Here is a 17,008-nt window from a genome sequence, read left to right on the forward strand (position 1 = left end):
CTTCATGCCCGTCCGCCAATTGCCCGAACAGGTCGTCAACCGCATCGCCGCCGGCGAGGTGGTCGAACGTCCCGCGAGCGTAGTCAAGGAACTGGTCGAGAACGCCATCGATGCCGGCGCAAGCCGGATCGACGTCTTTACCGATGGCGGCGGGCGTCGGCGGATCGGCATCACCGACGACGGCGGCGGCATGACCGCCAGGGACCTGTCACTGGCGGTCGAGCGTCACGCCACCTCCAAGCTCGATGATGAGGACTTGCTGCAGATCCGAACGCTTGGATTCCGCGGCGAGGCGCTGCCCTCGATCGGCTCTGTGGCGCGGCTCTCCATCACCACGCGGCATGCCAGCGAGCCGCACGCCTGGGCGCTCAATGTCGAGGGCGGCGAGAAGTCCGAGATCATGCCGGCCGCGCTCGCGCACGGCACGCGGGTCGAGGTCAACGACCTCTTCTACGCGACGCCGGCGCGGCTGAAGTTCTTGAAGACCGACCGGACCGAGGCGGAAGCGATCCGTGAGGTGGTGCGGCGCCTCGCGATGGCGCGGCCCGAAATCGCCTTCACGCTGGCGGGCGAAGAGCGCGCGCCGGTGACCTGGGCTGCGGCACTGCCCGGCGTCGCCGGTCGCCTCACGCGTCTCGGCGACATCCTGGGGGCAGAGTTCCGCAGCCATGCCATCGAGGTCCACGCCGAGCGCGAGGGCGTGGTGGTCGCCGGCTATGCCGCAGGACCCGCGCTGACTAAAGCCAACGCGCTCGGGCAATATCTCTTCGTCAACGGCCGCCCAGTGCGCGACAAGCTGATCCTCGGGGCGGTGCGCGGTGCCTATGCCGACTATCTGCCGCGCGACCGTCATCCGGTGCTGGCGCTGTTCGTCACGCTCGATCCGCGCGAGGTCGACGCCAATGTGCATCCGGCCAAGACCGAGGTGCGGTTTCGCAACGCCGGCCTGGTACGCGCGCTGATCGTGCACGGATTGAAGGAAGGGCTTGCGCGGGAGGGCCGGCGCACCGCCGCCAACAGCGGCGAAAGCGCGCTGTCTTCGTTCCGACCCGCATTCACGCCGCGCCCGGCAAGCTGGGACTGGCGGGCGTCGCCATCCGCCCCGGTGGCGCCGATGCCATCATTCGAAGGCTCCGCTGCGCCCGCCTTCGCCGAGCGCGCACAGTCCGCGTTCGACGTCGGCGCGCCCAGTGCGGACGTGCGGATCGAGAGCCAGCCCGTCGGCGACCTGGTCGACCGTCCGCTCGGCGCGGCACGCACCCAGATCCACGAGACCTATATCGTCTCGCAGACCCGCGACGGCTTGATCATCGTCGACCAGCATGCCGCGCATGAACGCATCGTCTACGAGCGGCTGAAGGCCTCGCTGGCTGCCAACGGCGTGCAGCGGCAGATCCTGCTGATCCCCGAGATCGTCGATATGGACGAGGCCACGGTGGAGCGCCTGCTCGAGCGCAGCGAGGAGCTGGCGTCGTTTGGCCTTGCGATCGAGTCCTTCGGCCCCGGCGCGGTCGCGGTGCGCGAGACGCCGTCGCTGCTGGGCAAGGCCGACGCCGGCGGGCTGTTGCGCGATCTTTCCGAGCACATGGCCGAGTGGGACGAGGCGCTGCCGCTGGAGCGCCGCCTGATGCACGTCGCCGCCACCATGGCCTGCCACGGCTCGGTGCGCGCCGGCCGAAGGCTGCGGCCGGAGGAGATGAACGCCCTGCTCCGCGAGATGGAGGACACCCCGAACTCCGGCCAGTGCAATCACGGCCGCCCGACCTATGTCGAGCTGAAGCTGAGCGACGTGGAGAAGCTGTTCGGGCGGAGGTGACAGTGCCGTAGGGTGGGCAAAGGCGCGCAGCAACGTGCCCACCATCTATCCACGATCCCAACAGAGTTGGTGGGCACGCTTCGCTTTGCCCACCCTACGGCAGCGAGACTACGGCCGCCTCAAAAACACGAACTCCGTGTCGTCATAAGCGCGCCGCTCCAATTCCTCGAAGCCTTCCGGCGTGACGAATTGCGCAGCCTTCGCCTCTTCCACCACGAGCAGCGCGCCCGGCGTCAGCCAGCTGCCGTCGCGCAAGCTCGCGAGCGCCTTCTCCGCAAACCCCTTGCCATAGGGCGGATCGAGGAACACCAGCGAGAAAGGCTCGACCGGATGGGCAGGGCCGAGATCGGTGGCATCACGACGATAGACTTTTGTCACGCCGCCCAGGCCCAGCGTCTCGACATTATTCCGCAGCAGGGCGCGCGCTTCCGCGCAGTTGTCGACGAACAGCACGAATTTCGCGCCGCGAGACGACGCCTCGATGCCGAGCGCGCCGGTGCCGGCGAAGAGATCGAGCACGCGCGCATCCGCAATCGGATCGTCATAGGCGTGCACGAGGATGTTGAACACGGACTCGCGCAGGCGGTCCGCCGTGGGGCGGATGTCGCGCGAGGACGGTGAGGCCAGATTGCGCCCCTTCAATCGACCGCCGACGACGCGCAACGTCAGTCCTCCTTCGGCGCCAGATCGCGCTTGCCGTGATAGCCGCGCTTGGGACGGCGCGGCGGACCGTAGCCGCTCGCCTCAGCCTCGTTACGCTCGCGCGCTTCCTCGCTGCCGGTGCGTTGCACCAGTACGCGACGGCCCTTGCGGTCATTGATCACGCCGCGCTTGCTCGCCGGCTTCTTCTCGCGCGGCGCGTCGTCCCCCTCATGCGAGGCCGATTTCTGCGGCACGTCGAACTGCGCGCCCGATTTCTCGATGATCTTTTCGCCGAGCTGGTCGCGCAGCACGCGGGACTTGATCTCCTCGACCTGACCTTCGGGGACCTCGCCGAGCTGGAACGGGCCGTAGGACACCCGGATCAGCCGGTTCACCTCGAGTCCGAGATGGGCGCAGACGTTGCGCACTTCGCGGTTCTTGCCCTCCCGAATCGCGAACACCAGCCAGACATTGGCGCCCTGGTCACGCTCCAGCGTGGCGTCGATCGGACCATATTTGACGCCCTCGATCTCGATACCATTCTTCAGCTCGTCGAGCTGCGCCTGCGTGACCTCGCCATGGGCGCGGACACGGTAGCGGCGCAGCCAGCCGGTGTCCGGCAGCTCGAGCGTGCGCGCGAGCCCGCCATCATTGGTGAGCAGCAGCAGGCCTTCGGTGTTGAAGTCGAGCCGGCCGATCGAGATCAGCCGCGGCAGGCCTTCGGGCAGATTGTCGAACACGGTCGGACGCCCCTCGGGATCGTCATGCGTCGTCATCAGACCGCGCGGCTTGTGATAGAGGAACAGCCGCGTGCGCTCGCGCTCCGGCAACGGCTTGCCGTCGATGGTGACGACATCGTTCGAGGTGATGTCGAGCGCCGGCGAATTGATCACCCGGCCGTTGACGCTGACGCGGCCCTGCGTGACCATCTCCTCGGCATCGCGGCGCGAGGCGAGGCCCGCGCGCGACAGCACCTTGGCGATACGCTCGCCGGCTTTCTTCGGCTTGACCTCTTCCTCGCGGCGCGGCCGCCGCTCGGAATCACGATCGCGCTCGCGATAAGCGCCGCGGCCACCGAAGGCCGGACGCTTCTCGAAGATCCTGCTGTCATCCTCGTTTTCGCGGCGTGGACGATCACCGGAGCGAGCTTCGCTGCGGGGATGCTCGTGCCAGTCGGAGCGGCCCTCGGAGCGCTCGCGCGGACGATCGAATTTCGGGCGGTCGCCGCCGCGATCGAACCTCGGACGATCATCGCGTGGACGATCGAACTTGGGCCGATCGAATTTGGGCCGCTCGCGGAACGGACGATCACCCGATGGACGATCGTCGCGCGAACGCGAAAAGCGCGGACGGTCTTCGCCGCCGCCTTGCCGATCCTCACGCTTCTGCCAGGGCTTGTCCTGACCGCGGTCGCTGCCGCCAAAATCCTTGCGCGGACCCTTGCTGAAGTCCTTGCGCGGCGGCCGGTCGCCGCGCGGAGCCGCATCGCGCTTCTGCCAGGGATTTGAATCGCTGCGCTCGCTGCGATTGCGGTCCGGTGCGCCGCGCGAAAACTTCCGCTCGCCGTCGAACTTGCGTTCCGGACGGTCGCCACGCGGCGCGTAAGCTCGCTTGTCGCCAAACTTCGCGTCACCGGTTCGGCCGGCCGGACGGGACTCGTCGCGATCCCTGCGCGGCGGACGGTCATCACGCCCATAGGACGGGCGATCACCGCGCGGCTTGAACGGCCGCTTCTCGCCATCGCGCGAGGAGCGATCAGAAAATGGGCGGTCGCCACGCGGCTTGAACGGCCGCTTCTCGCCGTCGCGCGACGGACGATCGGAAAACGGACGGTCTTCACGCGGCTTGAAGGGCCGATCGCCACGCGGCTTGAAGCTGCGCTCGCCACGATCCTCGCCGCGCGGCCGGTCTTCGCGCGGCCGGTCTTGGCGCGGCCGGTCTTCGCGATTGAACTTCGGGCGGTCGCTGAAGTCGCGGCGGGGCGCATCACCCTCCTCGCGGCGGCGGACCGGACGGCTGTCGCGGTCGCCTCGGGGCGGGCGGGCATCGCCCTTGCCCTCGAAGCCGCGCTTGGCGAACTTCTTGCCGGGCCCGCGGGGCTTGCCGGAGCGGCCCTTGGCCGGGCCGCCCTTGGCCGGGCCGCGATCACGCCGGCCGCGGGAATCGTTGTCTTTGTCGCTGTCGCGAGGCATGAATAATCTCACTCAGGGGGTGGCCAGAAAGCATTGTGCGCGCTCGTCTCGAGCCGCATGCTCAGGCAAATTCGGTAAGCACTTCTGCTGAAGGCGCAGCTACTAGCAGGTTTCTGGCGATGATACGAGGCTTGAAAGCCCCCTCTTTCATGGATTTGGCGCTCAAAACGGCCGAAAACGCCGGAAAGGCGGGCGAAGTTCCGATCGGATGCGTCGTGGTCCGCAATTACGAGGTGATCGCCACCGCGGCGAACCGGACGTTAACCGATTACGACCCCACAGCGCATGCCGAGATCGTTGCGCTGCGCGAGGCGGCCAAAAAAATCGGCAGCGAGCGCCTGGTCGACTGCGACCTCTACGTGACGCTGGAGCCCTGCACCATGTGTGCGGGCGCGATCTCGTTTGCAAGGGTGAGGCGCCTGTATTACGGCGCCGCCGACCCCAAGGGCGGCGCGGTTGAATCAGGCGTGCGGTTCTTCACCTCGCCGACCTGCCATCACGTGCCGGATGTCTATTCCGGGGTCGGCGAAAGCGAGGCGGCGCGGCTGCTCAAGGACTTCTTCCGGGAGCGGCGCTGATTGCTCCACACTCCGCTGTCATGCCCCGGCTTGACCGGGGCATCCAGTACGCCGAGGCCTGCCAACTCAATCATGACCGTCTCGGCGTACTGGATCGCCCGGTCAAGCCGGGCGATGACAGTTGAGTGTGTGGCGAACAGCGTGGCCTAGACCGAGAAGAACGCGCGCAGCGCTTTTGCGGTGACGTCGGGGTTCTCCTCGGTGAGGAAGTGGCCGGAGTCCACGGGCTGGCCCACGACGTTGGTCGCCCATTGCTTCCAGATGTCGAGCGGGGTGGCGGCGGCTTGCGCGATGCCGGCATTGCCCCACAGCGCCAGCATCGGAATGGTGATCTTGTTGCCGGCCTCGAAATCGGCCTTGTCGAGATCGTAGTCGACATAGGCGCCGGCGCGGTAATCCTCGCACATCGCGTGGACGCGGGCGGGATCGCGGAACGGGGCGATGTAGTGTTCGAGCGCGCGCGCGTCGATGGCGTCCAGCGTCTTCGATTTGGTCTGGCTCGCCATCTTGAAGCGCAGGAAGAACTCGCCGTTGCTCGCAATCAGCGTCTCCGGCAACGGCGCGGGCTGCGCCAGAAAAGTCCAGTGATAGATCTTCAGCGCGTAGGCGCGGTTCATCCGCTCCCAGTAACTATAGGTCGGCAGGATATCGAGCACCGCAAGCTTCGACAGCCGGCCGGGATGATCGAGCGCCAGGCGATAGGAGACGCGGCCGCCGCGATCGTGGCCGGCGAGCGCGAAGTGCACGTGGCCGAGTTGCTCCATCGCCTCGACCATCGCCTTCGCCATTGCGCGCTTGCTGTAGGGCATGTGCAGCGCATCGCTCTCGGGCATGTCGGACCAGCCATAGCCGGGCAGGTCGGCGATGATCAGCGTGAACCGGTCGGCCAGCTGCGGCGCGACGCGGTGCCACATCACGTTGGTCTCGGAGAAGCCGTGCAGCAGCAACAGCGGCGGTCCCTTGCCGCCGACGCGGGCGAAGATGCGGCCGAACGAGGTGTTGATCCATTCGGAGGCGAAGCCGGGATAGAGGTCGGCGAGATCGGACATCTTCTGCATCCTTATCTGTCAGCGCGGGATCTGCTCGGTCTTGAGGTGCCCCAAAACAAAAAGTCGAAAAACAACCCCATGCACAGTAGCTAAGTTCAACTGGCGCCTACATAATTTCGAAGTGCCGACGGGCAGGACCGAAATTGCGCGGGCGCGCGAAAAAAGCCTGTCAGCCCTTGGCCTTCTCGGCGTCCACCGCCTGCCAGCCGATGTCGCGGCGGCAGAAACCTTCCGGCCAGTTGATGCGGTCGACGGCCTGGTAAGCGCGCACCTGCGCTTCCGTCACGGTCTTGCCGAGCGCGCAGACATTGAGCACGCGGCCGCCATTGGCGAGGATGGCGCCGTCCTTCTCGACCGTGCCGGCGTGGAAGATCTCGGCGGTCTCGACCTTCGCCGCGTCGTCGAGCCCCTCGATCCGCGTGCCTTTCTGATAGTCGCCGGGATAGCCCTTCGCCGCCATCACCACCGTGAGCGCGGCCTCCGGATGCCAGCGCAGGTCAAAATTCTTCAGCTGCCCGTCGCAGGCGGCGAGGAAGGCCGGCACGATGTCCGACATCATCCTGAGCATCAGCACCTGGCACTCGGGATCGCCGAAGCGCACGTTGAACTCGAACAGTTTCGGGCCCTGCGTCGTCAGCATGATGCCGGCGTAGAGGATGCCGCGAAACGGCGTGCCGCGCTGCTTCATGCCTGATACCGTAGGCCTGACGATCTTGGCCATGATCGCGTCATGGATCGCCGGCGTCACCAGCGGCGTCGGCGAATAGGCGCCCATGCCGCCGGTGTTCGGGCCGACGTCATGGTCGAACACGCGCTTGTGGTCCTGCGCGGACGCCAGCGGAATGGCGGTCTCGCCGTCGCACAGCGCGAAGAAGCTGATCTCGCGGCCCGGCAAAAACTCCTCGATGACGACCTCGGCGCCGGCCTCGCCAAAGGCGCCCTCGAACATCATGGCGATGGCGTCCTCCGCCTCGCGCACCGACTTGGCGACGACGACGCCCTTGCCGGCGGCAAGACCGTCGGCCTTGACCACGATCGGCGCGCCCTGGCTCTGGACGTAAGCACGCGCATCGGCGGCGTTGGTGAATCGCTTGTAGGCGCCGGTCGGAATGCCGAATTCGGTGCACAGCGCCTTGGTAAAGCCCTTCGAGCTTTCGAGCTGGGCGGGGATCCTGTCCGGCCCGAACGCCTTGATGCCGGCGGCGGTGAGGTCATCGACGATGCCGGCGGCCAGCGGCGTCTCCGGGCCGACCACCACGAGCTCGACCGCATTCGTCTTGCAGAAGGCGATCACGGCGGCATGGTCGGTAACGTCGAGCGCCACGCATTCCGCCTCGCGCGCGATCCCGGCATTGCCCGGCGCGCACCAGAATTTGGTCACCAGGGGAGAGGCTGCGATCTTCCACGCCAGAGCATGTTCGCGGCCGCCGGAACCAAGGAGGAGAATGTGCATAAGGGGCTCGGGGATGAGGGGGTTTGGATGGCGCCGAGGTCGCATAAATCGGGGCGGGTGTGAAGGGGGAGGAGGGTGAGCTTCTCAACCATGCTAGACTGGCGAAGCCCCATGTCCGCAATCATATCCCCTCCCTTGGAGAGGGCGTTTCGTAATAGCTTGCGCTGTGCTTTGATGGTCCGCATGCATCCTGTGGCGAACTCAGAGGACTAGACGGGCAGCACCTACAGCGGAAAGCGCCAAGGTGAAGGGATAGTCCTGACCACGAACGCCGGATGAGCGGCGGCGAAAGCGGAAGTGGTGAGAAAATCCGTGGGGCCGAAAGGCCTGTTCCCGTTCGAGTCCGGCCGCCCGCACCAATTACCGATGGATATCAACAGCCTAGTGATTAACTTCAGGTTGTGAGACCCTTCGTCAAAAGATCAAATGGAGGAATCGTGAGCAGAAGGTCTCCCTCTCACGGGGGCCCATTCTCCTAGATCGGGAAGCTGCGCCCAATGTCAGGATACTCGCCCACTCATATTGCTATTCCCAAGAACCACGCCGATTTCGAGCGCAAATGCGTCATTCTCTTTGAGGAGCTTTTGCAAGACCCGACTGTCAAACGTTTAGGCCGCTCTGGCCAAAAACAATACGGCATCGATCTGCTTGGATACCGCAAAGCCGACACAAAGAAGCTCGTCGGAATTCAATGCAAGAAAAAGAAGCCGAACAGCAAGCTCACGACGACCGAGGTCCGAACCGAAGTACGCAAGGCCCTAAAATACAATCCTCGTCTGACAGAATACATCATAGTAACGACCGCCGAAGACGACACCAATCTAGATCAGCTCGCAAGCCAGCTGACGAAACAGCAGCGGGACAAAGGCAGAAGAATAAAGATCCAGGTCTGGGGATGGGATACCCTTGAGGATCTGATTGACAGCCATCCAGGGGCAAAGGAAGCCTTTGATCCGGGCGCGAGCCCAGCGGTCAAAGAAATAAGGGGCAGACTCGACCACATCACAAAGAGACAGGCGCAACAGGCGACAACTGCGGACATTGCTGCACTCAGTGACCAAGTGAGTAATGTCGTCGCGGCTGACAGCCTGCCACCAGCTGCAGCCGACCGAGAATTGGCACTGGAAGTTGAGAGGATCAACAAACGGCGCGGCTTTCTTGAAGCTAAGCCGCCCGAAGAATTCGCGGCCCTCGCCGATCGTATCCTCAAAGGTGACCTGCGGAGGGCCTCAGGAGGTTCGCAAGCGAGCGCGCTCGAACGCGCAGCACGCTCACACGTGGCGCCGGAAACGCTACGCTCTGCCAAATTCTTTCATGCGGAAGCGTTGAAGCGGGACTCGAAGCTCGATACGTCACTCTATGACGCCCTTCTGCCGGCTGCCGAGGGAGATATCGATCAGACCTTACGTTTACTACGACGGCTCAGCTCCCCTGAGGCAAGAGGTGCGATATTCCGGCACCTGATCCAAAAGGATGGAAAGGAGAAAGCTCTCGATTGGGTGAAAACGACTGGTATTGAGATCTTAGACTTAGATCCTCCAGGCGCCTTAAACCTATTGCTTCAAAGGATTGAGAATGGGGAATACGAAAATGCCCTCAAAGATGCGGAAACTCTGACTGACGCTCAGTTTGCGGCGCTACCTGCCTTGCGACTGGTGAAATCCGGCCTGCTACTTGCCTCATTGCTTCCCAAAGATCAAAAGAGCGTGCCCTTCCAGGGATTGCCGATCACGCCTCGTGTGCTCCAGTTCAATAGCTTAGGAACAACCCCCGCCAAACTTGGAAGAGCCCGCACCGAGCTGGAAGCAACCCTCCCGATCGTCTGCAGTTTGGCGCTTACGAAAGTCGCTCAGCTGCTAGAAGAGCAAATTCTGTGGCTGCGGCTTGAGGATCAAACGACACGAGAGTCCGCGAAGCGACAGATCGCAGATGAAATAAACGATGCCAAGCATACTCTGCGACGTGTTCGTTTGGCTCTTGCTTACGATGTTCCCTTCAACCGTGACGCACTCAAGCGCAAGCTCGAAGCAGACAGGAGAGTCGGCAAATGGACTACAGAGGAGCAATTTGCAGCGTTTCTCCTAGCGTGGCACGGCAATAACCTAGGCGAGCTAGCAAATTTCTTTGACACTTACGGCGAAGAGCTCGCCAGTCAGGGTCAATTGGATCGGGCAAGTCTTCTCGGCATCGAAGTTGAAGCACTTAGCCGCGCCGGACGTTTTGAGGATGCCCGAAAAAGATTGGCATCAGGCCGCGGCACCATCATTGACGAAAAAACGGCCGTTCAGATGGAAGAGCTTATCGCTTCTCTTGAACAAGGGGACGAGGCCGAACGCCTCCGCAAGCTCTACGAAACCGACGCCGAGCTTCCGCACCTCCGCCTATTGATTGGCGCTTTGGTCAAGAAGGGGGACCACCGCCAGCTTTCGATCTATGCACCTAAACTGTTGAAGGAGAGTCAGAGGGTCGAAGATTACGATCTGTCGCAGAAGGCTCTCTATGCCAGCGGAAAGTACTCTGAGCTTATCGAACTCGCTACCGAATACCCGGAACTTCATAGACTAAGGGATGACTTCTTAGCGATGGAAGGATGGGCGCATTTCCATCTCGGTAAGGTCATGCAGGCTCGCACAATCGCCCGAACCCTAGTTGCGCGACGTGATGAGTCCAGTGACCGTGAACTCGACATAAACACCGCGATCGAGTCCGGGGATTGGAGTCATCTTCAGGCGATTGTCGCCAGGGAGGTCACGAGGCTCGACAAACTTGATGCCAAGGTCCTAATCCGGCTCGCGCGCATCGCCTTTGAAAGCGGGAGCCTCTACGTCGACAGATTTCGGGATGCTGCCATCGAGCGCGCTCCTGATTCCCCCGAGATCTTCCTAGCGGCCTATCATATGTCCCTTGAGAGAGGCGAAGAGTATCAAGAAAGCCGAGCTCATGAATGGTTCCAGAAGGCGGTAGTACTTTCCGGCACCGACGGGCCTGTTCAAACTGTCAAGCTTAAGGACGTCATCGACAGAACCAGCGGCTGGAATCAGAGAGTTGATAATATCGATAGTATGCTCGCGGAGGTAAAGATACCGCTCTACCTCGCGGCCCGCGCCCTAAACCGTCAACCCCTAGACTTCTTTCTAGGAACGGCCATTCGCAATTCTAGGTCCACTCAACCCGCTCAGCAATTTCCCGTACTCGCCTTCTCCGGCTCAAGACCGTTGTTCGACCTCAGCGGCGTGCGCAGATTGGCGCTCGACATAACTACGCTTCTTACGCTTGAATTCCTCGGACTGCTCCAAAAAACCATTGACGCCTTCGACCAAGTAATCATCTCTCCATCGACCCTAAGCTCCTTATTTGCGGACCGCCAATTTATCCGGTTTCAGCAGCCTTCTGAGGTGACGAAGGCCAAAGCGATAAAGAAGCTCCTGGGAAACGGCAAGCTATCCGTTTTGAAGGCCCTTAGAACTGATGCGGAGGTGGCTGCTCTAGATATTGATCCCGACCTCCAAACGCTTCTAGACGCAGCCAAGGCCAAGAAGGGCGTCGTCGTGCGAAGCGCGCCGGTTTACAAGCTGCGCTCCTTCATGGAGGAGGAGGTCGATCTTAGGTCTTATGAGAACGTCTTGTCAGACACGCGGGCAGTCCTGTCGCTGGTCCGCAACAAGATTACCGCACAGATGGAAGCCAGCGCTTCCACGTATCTTTCTCAGGTCGACAAGGGGTGGCCAAAGCAAGCGAACCTGACCAAGAGTTCAACCGTCTACATCGATCAGCTAGCTGTCACCTACCTGCATCACGTCGGAGTTCTAGAAGCATTCGTTGACTCAGTGGCGAACGTCTACGTTGCCCAAGACGTCGAGACGCATGCGGATGCGGTGCTTCGAGGAGACGATTTCGCGGCTGATCTGGTCAATGCGGTTGAGCGCGTCCGCTCAACCCTAAGCACCGCACTTGAGAAAGGCACAGTCACGTTCTCTGCGCGCCGCAGACCGCAATCGGACAGCGAAGGCTCCGCCGAAGATGAACTTAATGTCGAGTTTCCGACCATGGACATCCTGTCCGATTTGTCAGGGGCAGATGCCATAGCCATCGATGACAGGTTTCTGAACAAAGAGGGATTTTGGACCGACGGTAACCACCGCATCCCTTGCATAAGCACTCTGGAAATCATCGTCGCGCTTAACAGTCGTGGCGTCATCTCGGAGTCCCAGAAGTACGGCCTTCTCCACGAACTGCGTGAAGGTGGCTACTACACCGTTCCGACTGACACCGCGGAGCTGCTGCGTGAGCTAAACCGATCAACCGTAGAAGATGGCCGACTCGTAGAATCGCGGGAGTTGTCCGCCATAAGGACGAACACAACTATCGCCTTACGCTCTCGCATGCACTCCGCTCTCGAAATGCCGTGGGTTGACTATACTCGCGCGACCATTATGCACTCGCTTCGACAGCTCTGGACTGACAGCGCACCCGCAGCTTCGATCATCCCGCGGGCTGACTGGTTGCTGGCAAGTCTTCCTAGTCCCATCGGACTGCTCCGAGCACCATCAGACGATGCGCAATGGGATTCGGCGTCGCAAAAAGCGGCCTCTTTCATGAGCCTTATGCTGGCACCGCCCTTTGCCCCCAGGGAACGTCTGCGAGAATATTCTAACTGGGTTGAAGGGCGTCTTGGCGCCTCGCTACGAGTGAACCAACCTGCTCTTTTCCGACAGTCAATCAACTCGCTATCAGATTTCTTTGCGAAGCTCGTTCAGGTTAAAGACGATATACCAGCGAAGTTGCGCAGGGCGATTGTGGGTGAACTGATAAGGAATCTTCCTCCCGAAGTTGAAACCCGAGTCCTGGATACCAGCCAACTCGGCCCGGCTGTCGGACTAAAATCGACGCCGGTACTAACGCTCAACAACACCCACGCAATTGTTCTAGACAGCCTGGTCGAGACCCTTAGGCTCGGTCTGGCAAAAAAGAGCACTGCCACTTTGGCAATGGCCGATGGGGCAAAGGCGGACGTACGGTTGAAGTATGCGGCACCTGGTACTGTGACGATTCAGTTCCCAGATGCTGCCTTTCCGATCGCGGAATCTGACCTGCTTAGTGGGACAAAGAGCGGACGCAAGCGAGCGCTTACTCGGTTGTTCTCACAGAGACCGTTGTCAGGTGGTGAGGAAAAGGATTGGTTTGCCAAAGCTGCTTGCTCTTCCTTCTCAGCAGAGGATTTCGCTGATTTACTTAGGCAGCTACGCGGTACGCCTGAACATATGAAGGGGTATCTGGGAGCACCTCAAACCCTTAACGCAGACAAGCTGGTTCCTAAGGAAAGCTCGTACTACGTCCGGCTCGTTGGTCCAGTGCCGAAGTGCTCAAGCTTTGGAGACTATATTGAACATGAGCAGCAGGCTCACCGTTCTCTTCTTCTCTCCCGCGGTCAAATTGGCCTGAGACGGCTCGCCTACGCCGCCATTTCGCGTTCGACCATCTGCTTTGAAGAATTCGCCAACTTGCCTCTTTCAGAGATTGAGCAGCTTATCTCTTGTGAAGATCCGTTCAGCCTCCTGTTCGGCCTTGAACTTTGCCAAGACGGGGTAAAGCGAGGAGAAAAGGCTGCGGTAGCGTTGGGTGCCCGTTTTCTCAAGCGTCTTCTGGGAGACGCAGATTGGTTACAACGCATTCTTGAAATCTACTCAGCTTGTGCCGTCATCGCTAGCGTGAGCTTCCGGCCAGAGGTAAATGACCCTGCTCCACCGCTATATTGGTATCGGCTAGCGATTCTCACCCACGCAGGTGTTCTAACCGATGCTCTTCGAGGCATAAAGAAAACTTCCGACTTTCATCGATGGGCCGCAACCGAGTATGGTAGCAGTTATCTATGGCACAACGTCGTCGACGTTCGCGAAGAGCCACGGTGGGAGTGCGATTGGATTTCGCCGCAGGCGCTCAAAGCGGAGATCTTGGGCCGCTGCCAAAATGCCGTAGTGCAACTTCCGCCCAAAAAGCGGCCGAAAACTTGGGAAAAGCTCGTCATTACCGCTTTGAAGAAGCTCAACACACCCCTTGAGGCTTTTTTCCCTGGTCCCATGGATGGATTTTTTCCTTTCGCCTCTCCGATCCAGGCGGAGCACGAAATTGAGCAGGTGCGATCTCTGCTGAAGCGTCAATCTTCCTTTAAGCGGGCGCCAGGCCTAATCATTCTGGCCTACGCTGGGGCGATTGATGATCGCCTTACTGAAGAAATCTTTCGTCTTCTAAACGCCTCTGACGAGCAACTGGCGAAGGCCAAGACGGCTGACCATATTCTACGCTGTTGTGCTTATGTCGCATCGACAACTCGCAATGACGATCTCGCGAAGGCGGTTGGAACACGATGCCTGCGCCTCCTATCGTCACGGCTGTCCCCCGATATCAACCTGCGGCTTCTCCTCATATCAATGCGTGCATACGGTGCGTACCGCGAACCAGCAACCTACTACCGTGAGATTGCCGCGCTTGCTGCGCGCTTCGCTTACGCAATGCCGACCAATAATTTGCTGGAGATGCGTAAGGTCATGGAAGTCATGAAAGCGCGCGATCCACGGCTTGGGGCGGCACTCGGTCGTGCTGAGGCAGTGCTTGAGGCATCGATGCGTGCAGTATGACATCGGGAGCTAAGCTAAGATCGCGCAAATTACGGTGACATTGCTGGACTGCACGCCTGAAGTGAGACACGATAATTGCAGTGACGGCGGGGTTCGTTGCCGCGCCTTGTCTTGCGAAGGTTGCTTTCGAAATTTGGGGGCTGGTGCCTCCCTCCCCGTCATTCCGGGGCGCGCATAGCGCGAGCTATTGTGCGCAATTGGGCACCTGAGAATCCCTCGGGCTAAGTCGTCGGTGGATGAGTGGATTCCGAGCTGGTCGCTTCGCACCGCCCCGGAATAACGGAGGAGAGATGGGCGCGCCTTGTCACGACGGCGACCGCTACCCCTGCTTCCCCGCAATGATCTCCTGCAATGTCGCAACATGCCGCGCAAAGGCGCCGCGGCCCGCTGCGGTCGCGGTGACCGTGGTCTGCGGCTTCTTCCCCACGAACGCTTTGTCCACCGAGACATAGCCGGCCTTGGCCAGCGTCTCGATATGCGCGCCGAGATTGCCGTCGGTGGCGCCGGTGAGCTTTTTCAGCCGCGAGAACTCCAGGCCGGCCGACTGCGGCAGCGCGTTCAGCGCCGCCATGATCTTCAGCCGCAACGGCTGGTGGATGATGTCGTCGAGCTCGGCCATCAGATCCGCCGCATCCAGAGGCCGCCGAGGATCAGGCCTCCGCCATTGACGAAGGCCATCCAGAGCGGAAACGCCTCGCCGATGTAGAAATAACCGATCAGCGTCAGCGCGGAGATGCCGAGGCCGATCGCGATGAAGGCATAGCCGAACCAGAGACCCGCCAGCGAATAGAACAGCATGAAGTACAGCGGCCAGAACGTGCCCAGCTGGCGCGGACCGAAATGACCGAGCAAATTGGTGCAGAGATAACCGAAGGCGAAGAACAGCACGAACACCAGAAGCAGTCTGACATTGAAGCCGGCGCCATGGGAGTGGTGCGGCGGATTGAAAATGCGCAGCGCCACCAGGCCGCCGGCGCCCAAAGCGTCCGCGGCAACCCAGGCGTAGACCGCATAGACCGGCCAAAGCCAGGTCACGAGATTGGCCGCGAACACCAGGACGCCCCACCAGACGGCGGCGTGGCTCGCCAGCTCGTAGAGCTGCGATTGCTTCACGCGCTGGACGATGTCGTCGATATCGGCCAGCGCGGCGGAGGCTTCCTTGCTGTCGATCATGTCGTCCCTTTCTGTCCTTGGGCTATCTCGTATGACGCTCGGTGACAGCTGAGCAAGCGCCTCGTCCTTCGAGACGACAGGCGGACTGGGCGGCTTGCTCCGGCCTCTCCCGCTTGCGGGAGAGGCCGACGCGACCCGGGCGATGCGCCAGCATCGTCCCGCGCGCGGCGGGTGAGGGCTCTCTCCACTTGGGGATTTTTTCCGCAATTCTCGACGATCCCATTGCGGCGACAGCCCTCTCCCCAGCCCTCCCCCGCAAGCGGGGGAGGAAACCTACCGCCGATGCCGCTCCATCGTTCGCTCTCATATGCGGTTACCCTGTCATCAGCGGGGCGCATCATGACTGCCCTGCCCCGCGCGTCGCCACATCGTCGGCGATGACCGAGATTGCCTTCGGGTTGGTGACGATGCCCATGTGGTTGATGCCGTCGATGACCTTGACGTCGACCGCGGGTTTGATGGCCTGCACGGTCTCCGCATACTTATCCGAGATCATCATCTCGTCCTCGGCGCCGCCGAAGATCGTGACCGGACGGGTCGTCGCCGGAAGATCGATACGATAGCCGCGCGTCGCGAAATTGCGCGTCAGGCGGTCGGAATAGGTGGCGACGAGGTACTTTGCCGACGTCGCCGGCACGGCGAGCGCGAGCACCGGAAGCTGCGAACAGCAGTCGATGCCGAGCTTGCGCAGTGCGGCGAGCGCGAAGAGGCGCGGCAGGTCGGCATTGGCCCAGCCGCCGGAATGCGGCTTGTTGGTCGGCGCGTCATAGCCGAGATAGGGCGCGAGCAGCACGGTGCGCACGAACATGTCCTGCATGATCGGCGTCGCGGCGACGCGCAGCGAGAAGCCGGCGCCGGCGGAATGGCCGATCAAGGTGAGCGGCAGTTCCGGTGCGGTCTTGCGGATTTGAGCGACGAAATCGACGAGGTCGTCCTCGAGCTGGCCGACATAGCCGATATCGCCGCGCGTGCCAGAGCCGCCATGGCCGCGGATGTCGAGCGCCCAGGTCTCCACCCCGCGCGAGGCGATCGCATGGGTCAGGGCATGATTGACGGTGCCGCTGGAGCCGGACGAGCCGTGGATGAAGATCGCGCCGCGGCCGGTCACAGGACCGGAGCCATTTCCGTTCCGATGGGATCGGAACGGGGCTCCGGATTCTTGTTTTGACGCGTTTTCTTCACGCGAACCGGCTTCCACTTCGCTTGAAAACGCTTTGGCAGCGTAGTGGCGGAAGCCGATCCAGGTGCCGTCGCGGGCCTGGAAGCGCTCCAGGGGCGGGAGGGTGGTCCAGTCGATGCCCTTGGCGGAGTCGGAGACCGATTTCATCTCCGGTGGGCGCTCGAGCGGGGTCGCGATCATGGCGGCCAAGATCAGCGCCACGCCGCCAACCGCACACAGGGCCCATTTCAGCCCGCTCAAGACGCCGCGCAACAGTCGAATTGCCATGATCCACTCCCCTCAAACTGATC

General features: G+C 61.8%; 10 protein-coding genes. 3 read left to right on the forward strand and 7 right to left on the reverse strand.

All coding sequences use genetic code 11. The features are described from left to right. The first annotated feature begins 4 nt into the window (after positions 1–4). A complete protein-coding gene (gene mutL / locus BRA471DRAFT_RS32010; protein ID WP_007614919.1) occupies positions 5–1,816 on the forward strand; it encodes a DNA mismatch repair endonuclease MutL in 1,812 nt (603 codons plus the stop codon). A 108-nt stretch (positions 1,817–1,924) separates the two neighbouring features. Here the strand turns inward: mutL and rsmD are convergent, their stop codons facing one another. Both rsmD and BRA471DRAFT_RS32020 read right to left on the reverse strand, forming a co-directional pair. Beyond that, positions 1,925–2,479 carry a 16S rRNA (guanine(966)-N(2))-methyltransferase RsmD gene (gene rsmD, locus BRA471DRAFT_RS32015; protein WP_007614920.1) on the reverse strand — a complete coding sequence of 185 codons (555 nt, stop codon included), beginning with the start codon at positions 2,477–2,479 and terminating at the stop codon, positions 1,925–1,927. Between the two features lie 2 nt (positions 2,480–2,481). Continuing rightward, positions 2,482–4,650, reverse strand: coding sequence for a pseudouridine synthase (locus BRA471DRAFT_RS32020; protein ID WP_007614921.1), 2,169 nt, complete (start codon positions 4,648–4,650; stop codon positions 2,482–2,484). 119 nt (positions 4,651–4,769) lie between these two features. Here BRA471DRAFT_RS32020 and BRA471DRAFT_RS32025 point away from each other — a divergent pair, with 119 nt between their 5' ends. Beyond that, entirely contained in the window at positions 4,770–5,228 is a 459-nt protein-coding gene (locus BRA471DRAFT_RS32025) for a nucleoside deaminase (RefSeq protein ID WP_007596901.1), read from the forward strand. A 146-nt stretch (positions 5,229–5,374) separates the two neighbouring features. Here BRA471DRAFT_RS32025 and BRA471DRAFT_RS32030 read toward each other — a convergent pair whose 3' ends face one another. Together BRA471DRAFT_RS32030 and purD are read right to left on the reverse strand one after the other, a co-directional pair. Continuing rightward, positions 5,375–6,277, reverse strand: a complete 903-nt coding sequence (locus BRA471DRAFT_RS32030; RefSeq protein ID WP_007614923.1) for an alpha/beta fold hydrolase — start codon at positions 6,275–6,277, stop codon at positions 5,375–5,377. 169 nt (positions 6,278–6,446) lie between these two features. Beyond that, a complete protein-coding gene (purD, locus tag BRA471DRAFT_RS32035; protein WP_007614924.1) occupies positions 6,447–7,730 on the reverse strand; it encodes a phosphoribosylamine--glycine ligase in 1,284 nt (427 codons plus the stop codon). Positions 7,731–8,227: 497 nt separating this feature from the next. On the opposite strand from purD, the gene BRA471DRAFT_RS32040 reads away from it, so the two are divergent. Continuing rightward, positions 8,228–14,365, forward strand: a complete 6,138-nt coding sequence (locus BRA471DRAFT_RS32040) for a restriction endonuclease (protein ID WP_007614925.1) — start codon at positions 8,228–8,230, stop codon at positions 14,363–14,365. 319 nt (positions 14,366–14,684) lie between these two features. On the opposite strand, the gene BRA471DRAFT_RS32045 is transcribed toward BRA471DRAFT_RS32040, so the two are convergent. The 3 genes from BRA471DRAFT_RS32045 to BRA471DRAFT_RS32055 all read right to left on the reverse strand — a co-directional run bounded on the left by BRA471DRAFT_RS32045 (position 14,685) and on the right by BRA471DRAFT_RS32055 (position 16,985). Beyond that, on the reverse strand, positions 14,685–14,984 hold the full coding sequence (locus BRA471DRAFT_RS32045; protein WP_007614928.1) for a transcriptional regulator: 300 nt from the start codon (positions 14,982–14,984) through the stop codon (positions 14,685–14,687). Next, entirely contained in the window at positions 14,984–15,538 is a 555-nt protein-coding gene (locus BRA471DRAFT_RS32050; protein WP_007614931.1) for a hypothetical protein, read from the reverse strand. Before BRA471DRAFT_RS32050 ends, BRA471DRAFT_RS32045 begins: the two co-directional genes overlap by 1 nt. Before the next feature lie 337 nt (positions 15,539–15,875). Continuing rightward, positions 15,876–16,985, reverse strand: a complete 1,110-nt coding sequence (locus BRA471DRAFT_RS32055; RefSeq protein ID WP_007614933.1) for an alpha/beta hydrolase — start codon at positions 16,983–16,985, stop codon at positions 15,876–15,878. Positions 16,986–17,008 lie beyond the last annotated feature (23 nt).

Origin of the sequence: Bradyrhizobium sp. WSM471 (assembly GCF_000244915.1) — a bacterium.
In the GTDB taxonomy this organism is placed as follows: Bacteria; Pseudomonadota; Alphaproteobacteria; order Rhizobiales; family Xanthobacteraceae; genus Bradyrhizobium.

Coding starts and splice junctions, on each gene's coding strand:
- BRA471DRAFT_RS32030 (WP_007614923.1), bottom strand. CDS start 6,277: ATGTCCGATCTCGCCGACCTCTATCCCGGCTTCGCCTCCGAATGGATC.
- mutL (WP_007614919.1), top strand. CDS start 5: ATGCCCGTCCGCCAATTGCCCGAACAGGTCGTCAACCGCATCGCCGCC.
- BRA471DRAFT_RS32025 (WP_007596901.1), top strand. CDS start 4,770: ATGATACGAGGCTTGAAAGCCCCCTCTTTCATGGATTTGGCGCTCAAA.
- BRA471DRAFT_RS32055 (WP_007614933.1), bottom strand. CDS start 16,985: ATGGCAATTCGACTGTTGCGCGGCGTCTTGAGCGGGCTGAAATGGGCC.
- BRA471DRAFT_RS32020 (WP_007614921.1), bottom strand. CDS start 4,650: ATGCCTCGCGACAGCGACAAAGACAACGATTCCCGCGGCCGGCGTGAT.
- BRA471DRAFT_RS32040 (WP_007614925.1), top strand. CDS start 8,228: ATGTCAGGATACTCGCCCACTCATATTGCTATTCCCAAGAACCACGCC.
- BRA471DRAFT_RS32045 (WP_007614928.1), bottom strand. CDS start 14,984: ATGGCCGAGCTCGACGACATCATCCACCAGCCGTTGCGGCTGAAGATC.
- purD (WP_007614924.1), bottom strand. CDS start 7,730: ATGCACATTCTCCTCCTTGGTTCCGGCGGCCGCGAACATGCTCTGGCG.
- BRA471DRAFT_RS32050 (WP_007614931.1), bottom strand. CDS start 15,538: ATGATCGACAGCAAGGAAGCCTCCGCCGCGCTGGCCGATATCGACGAC.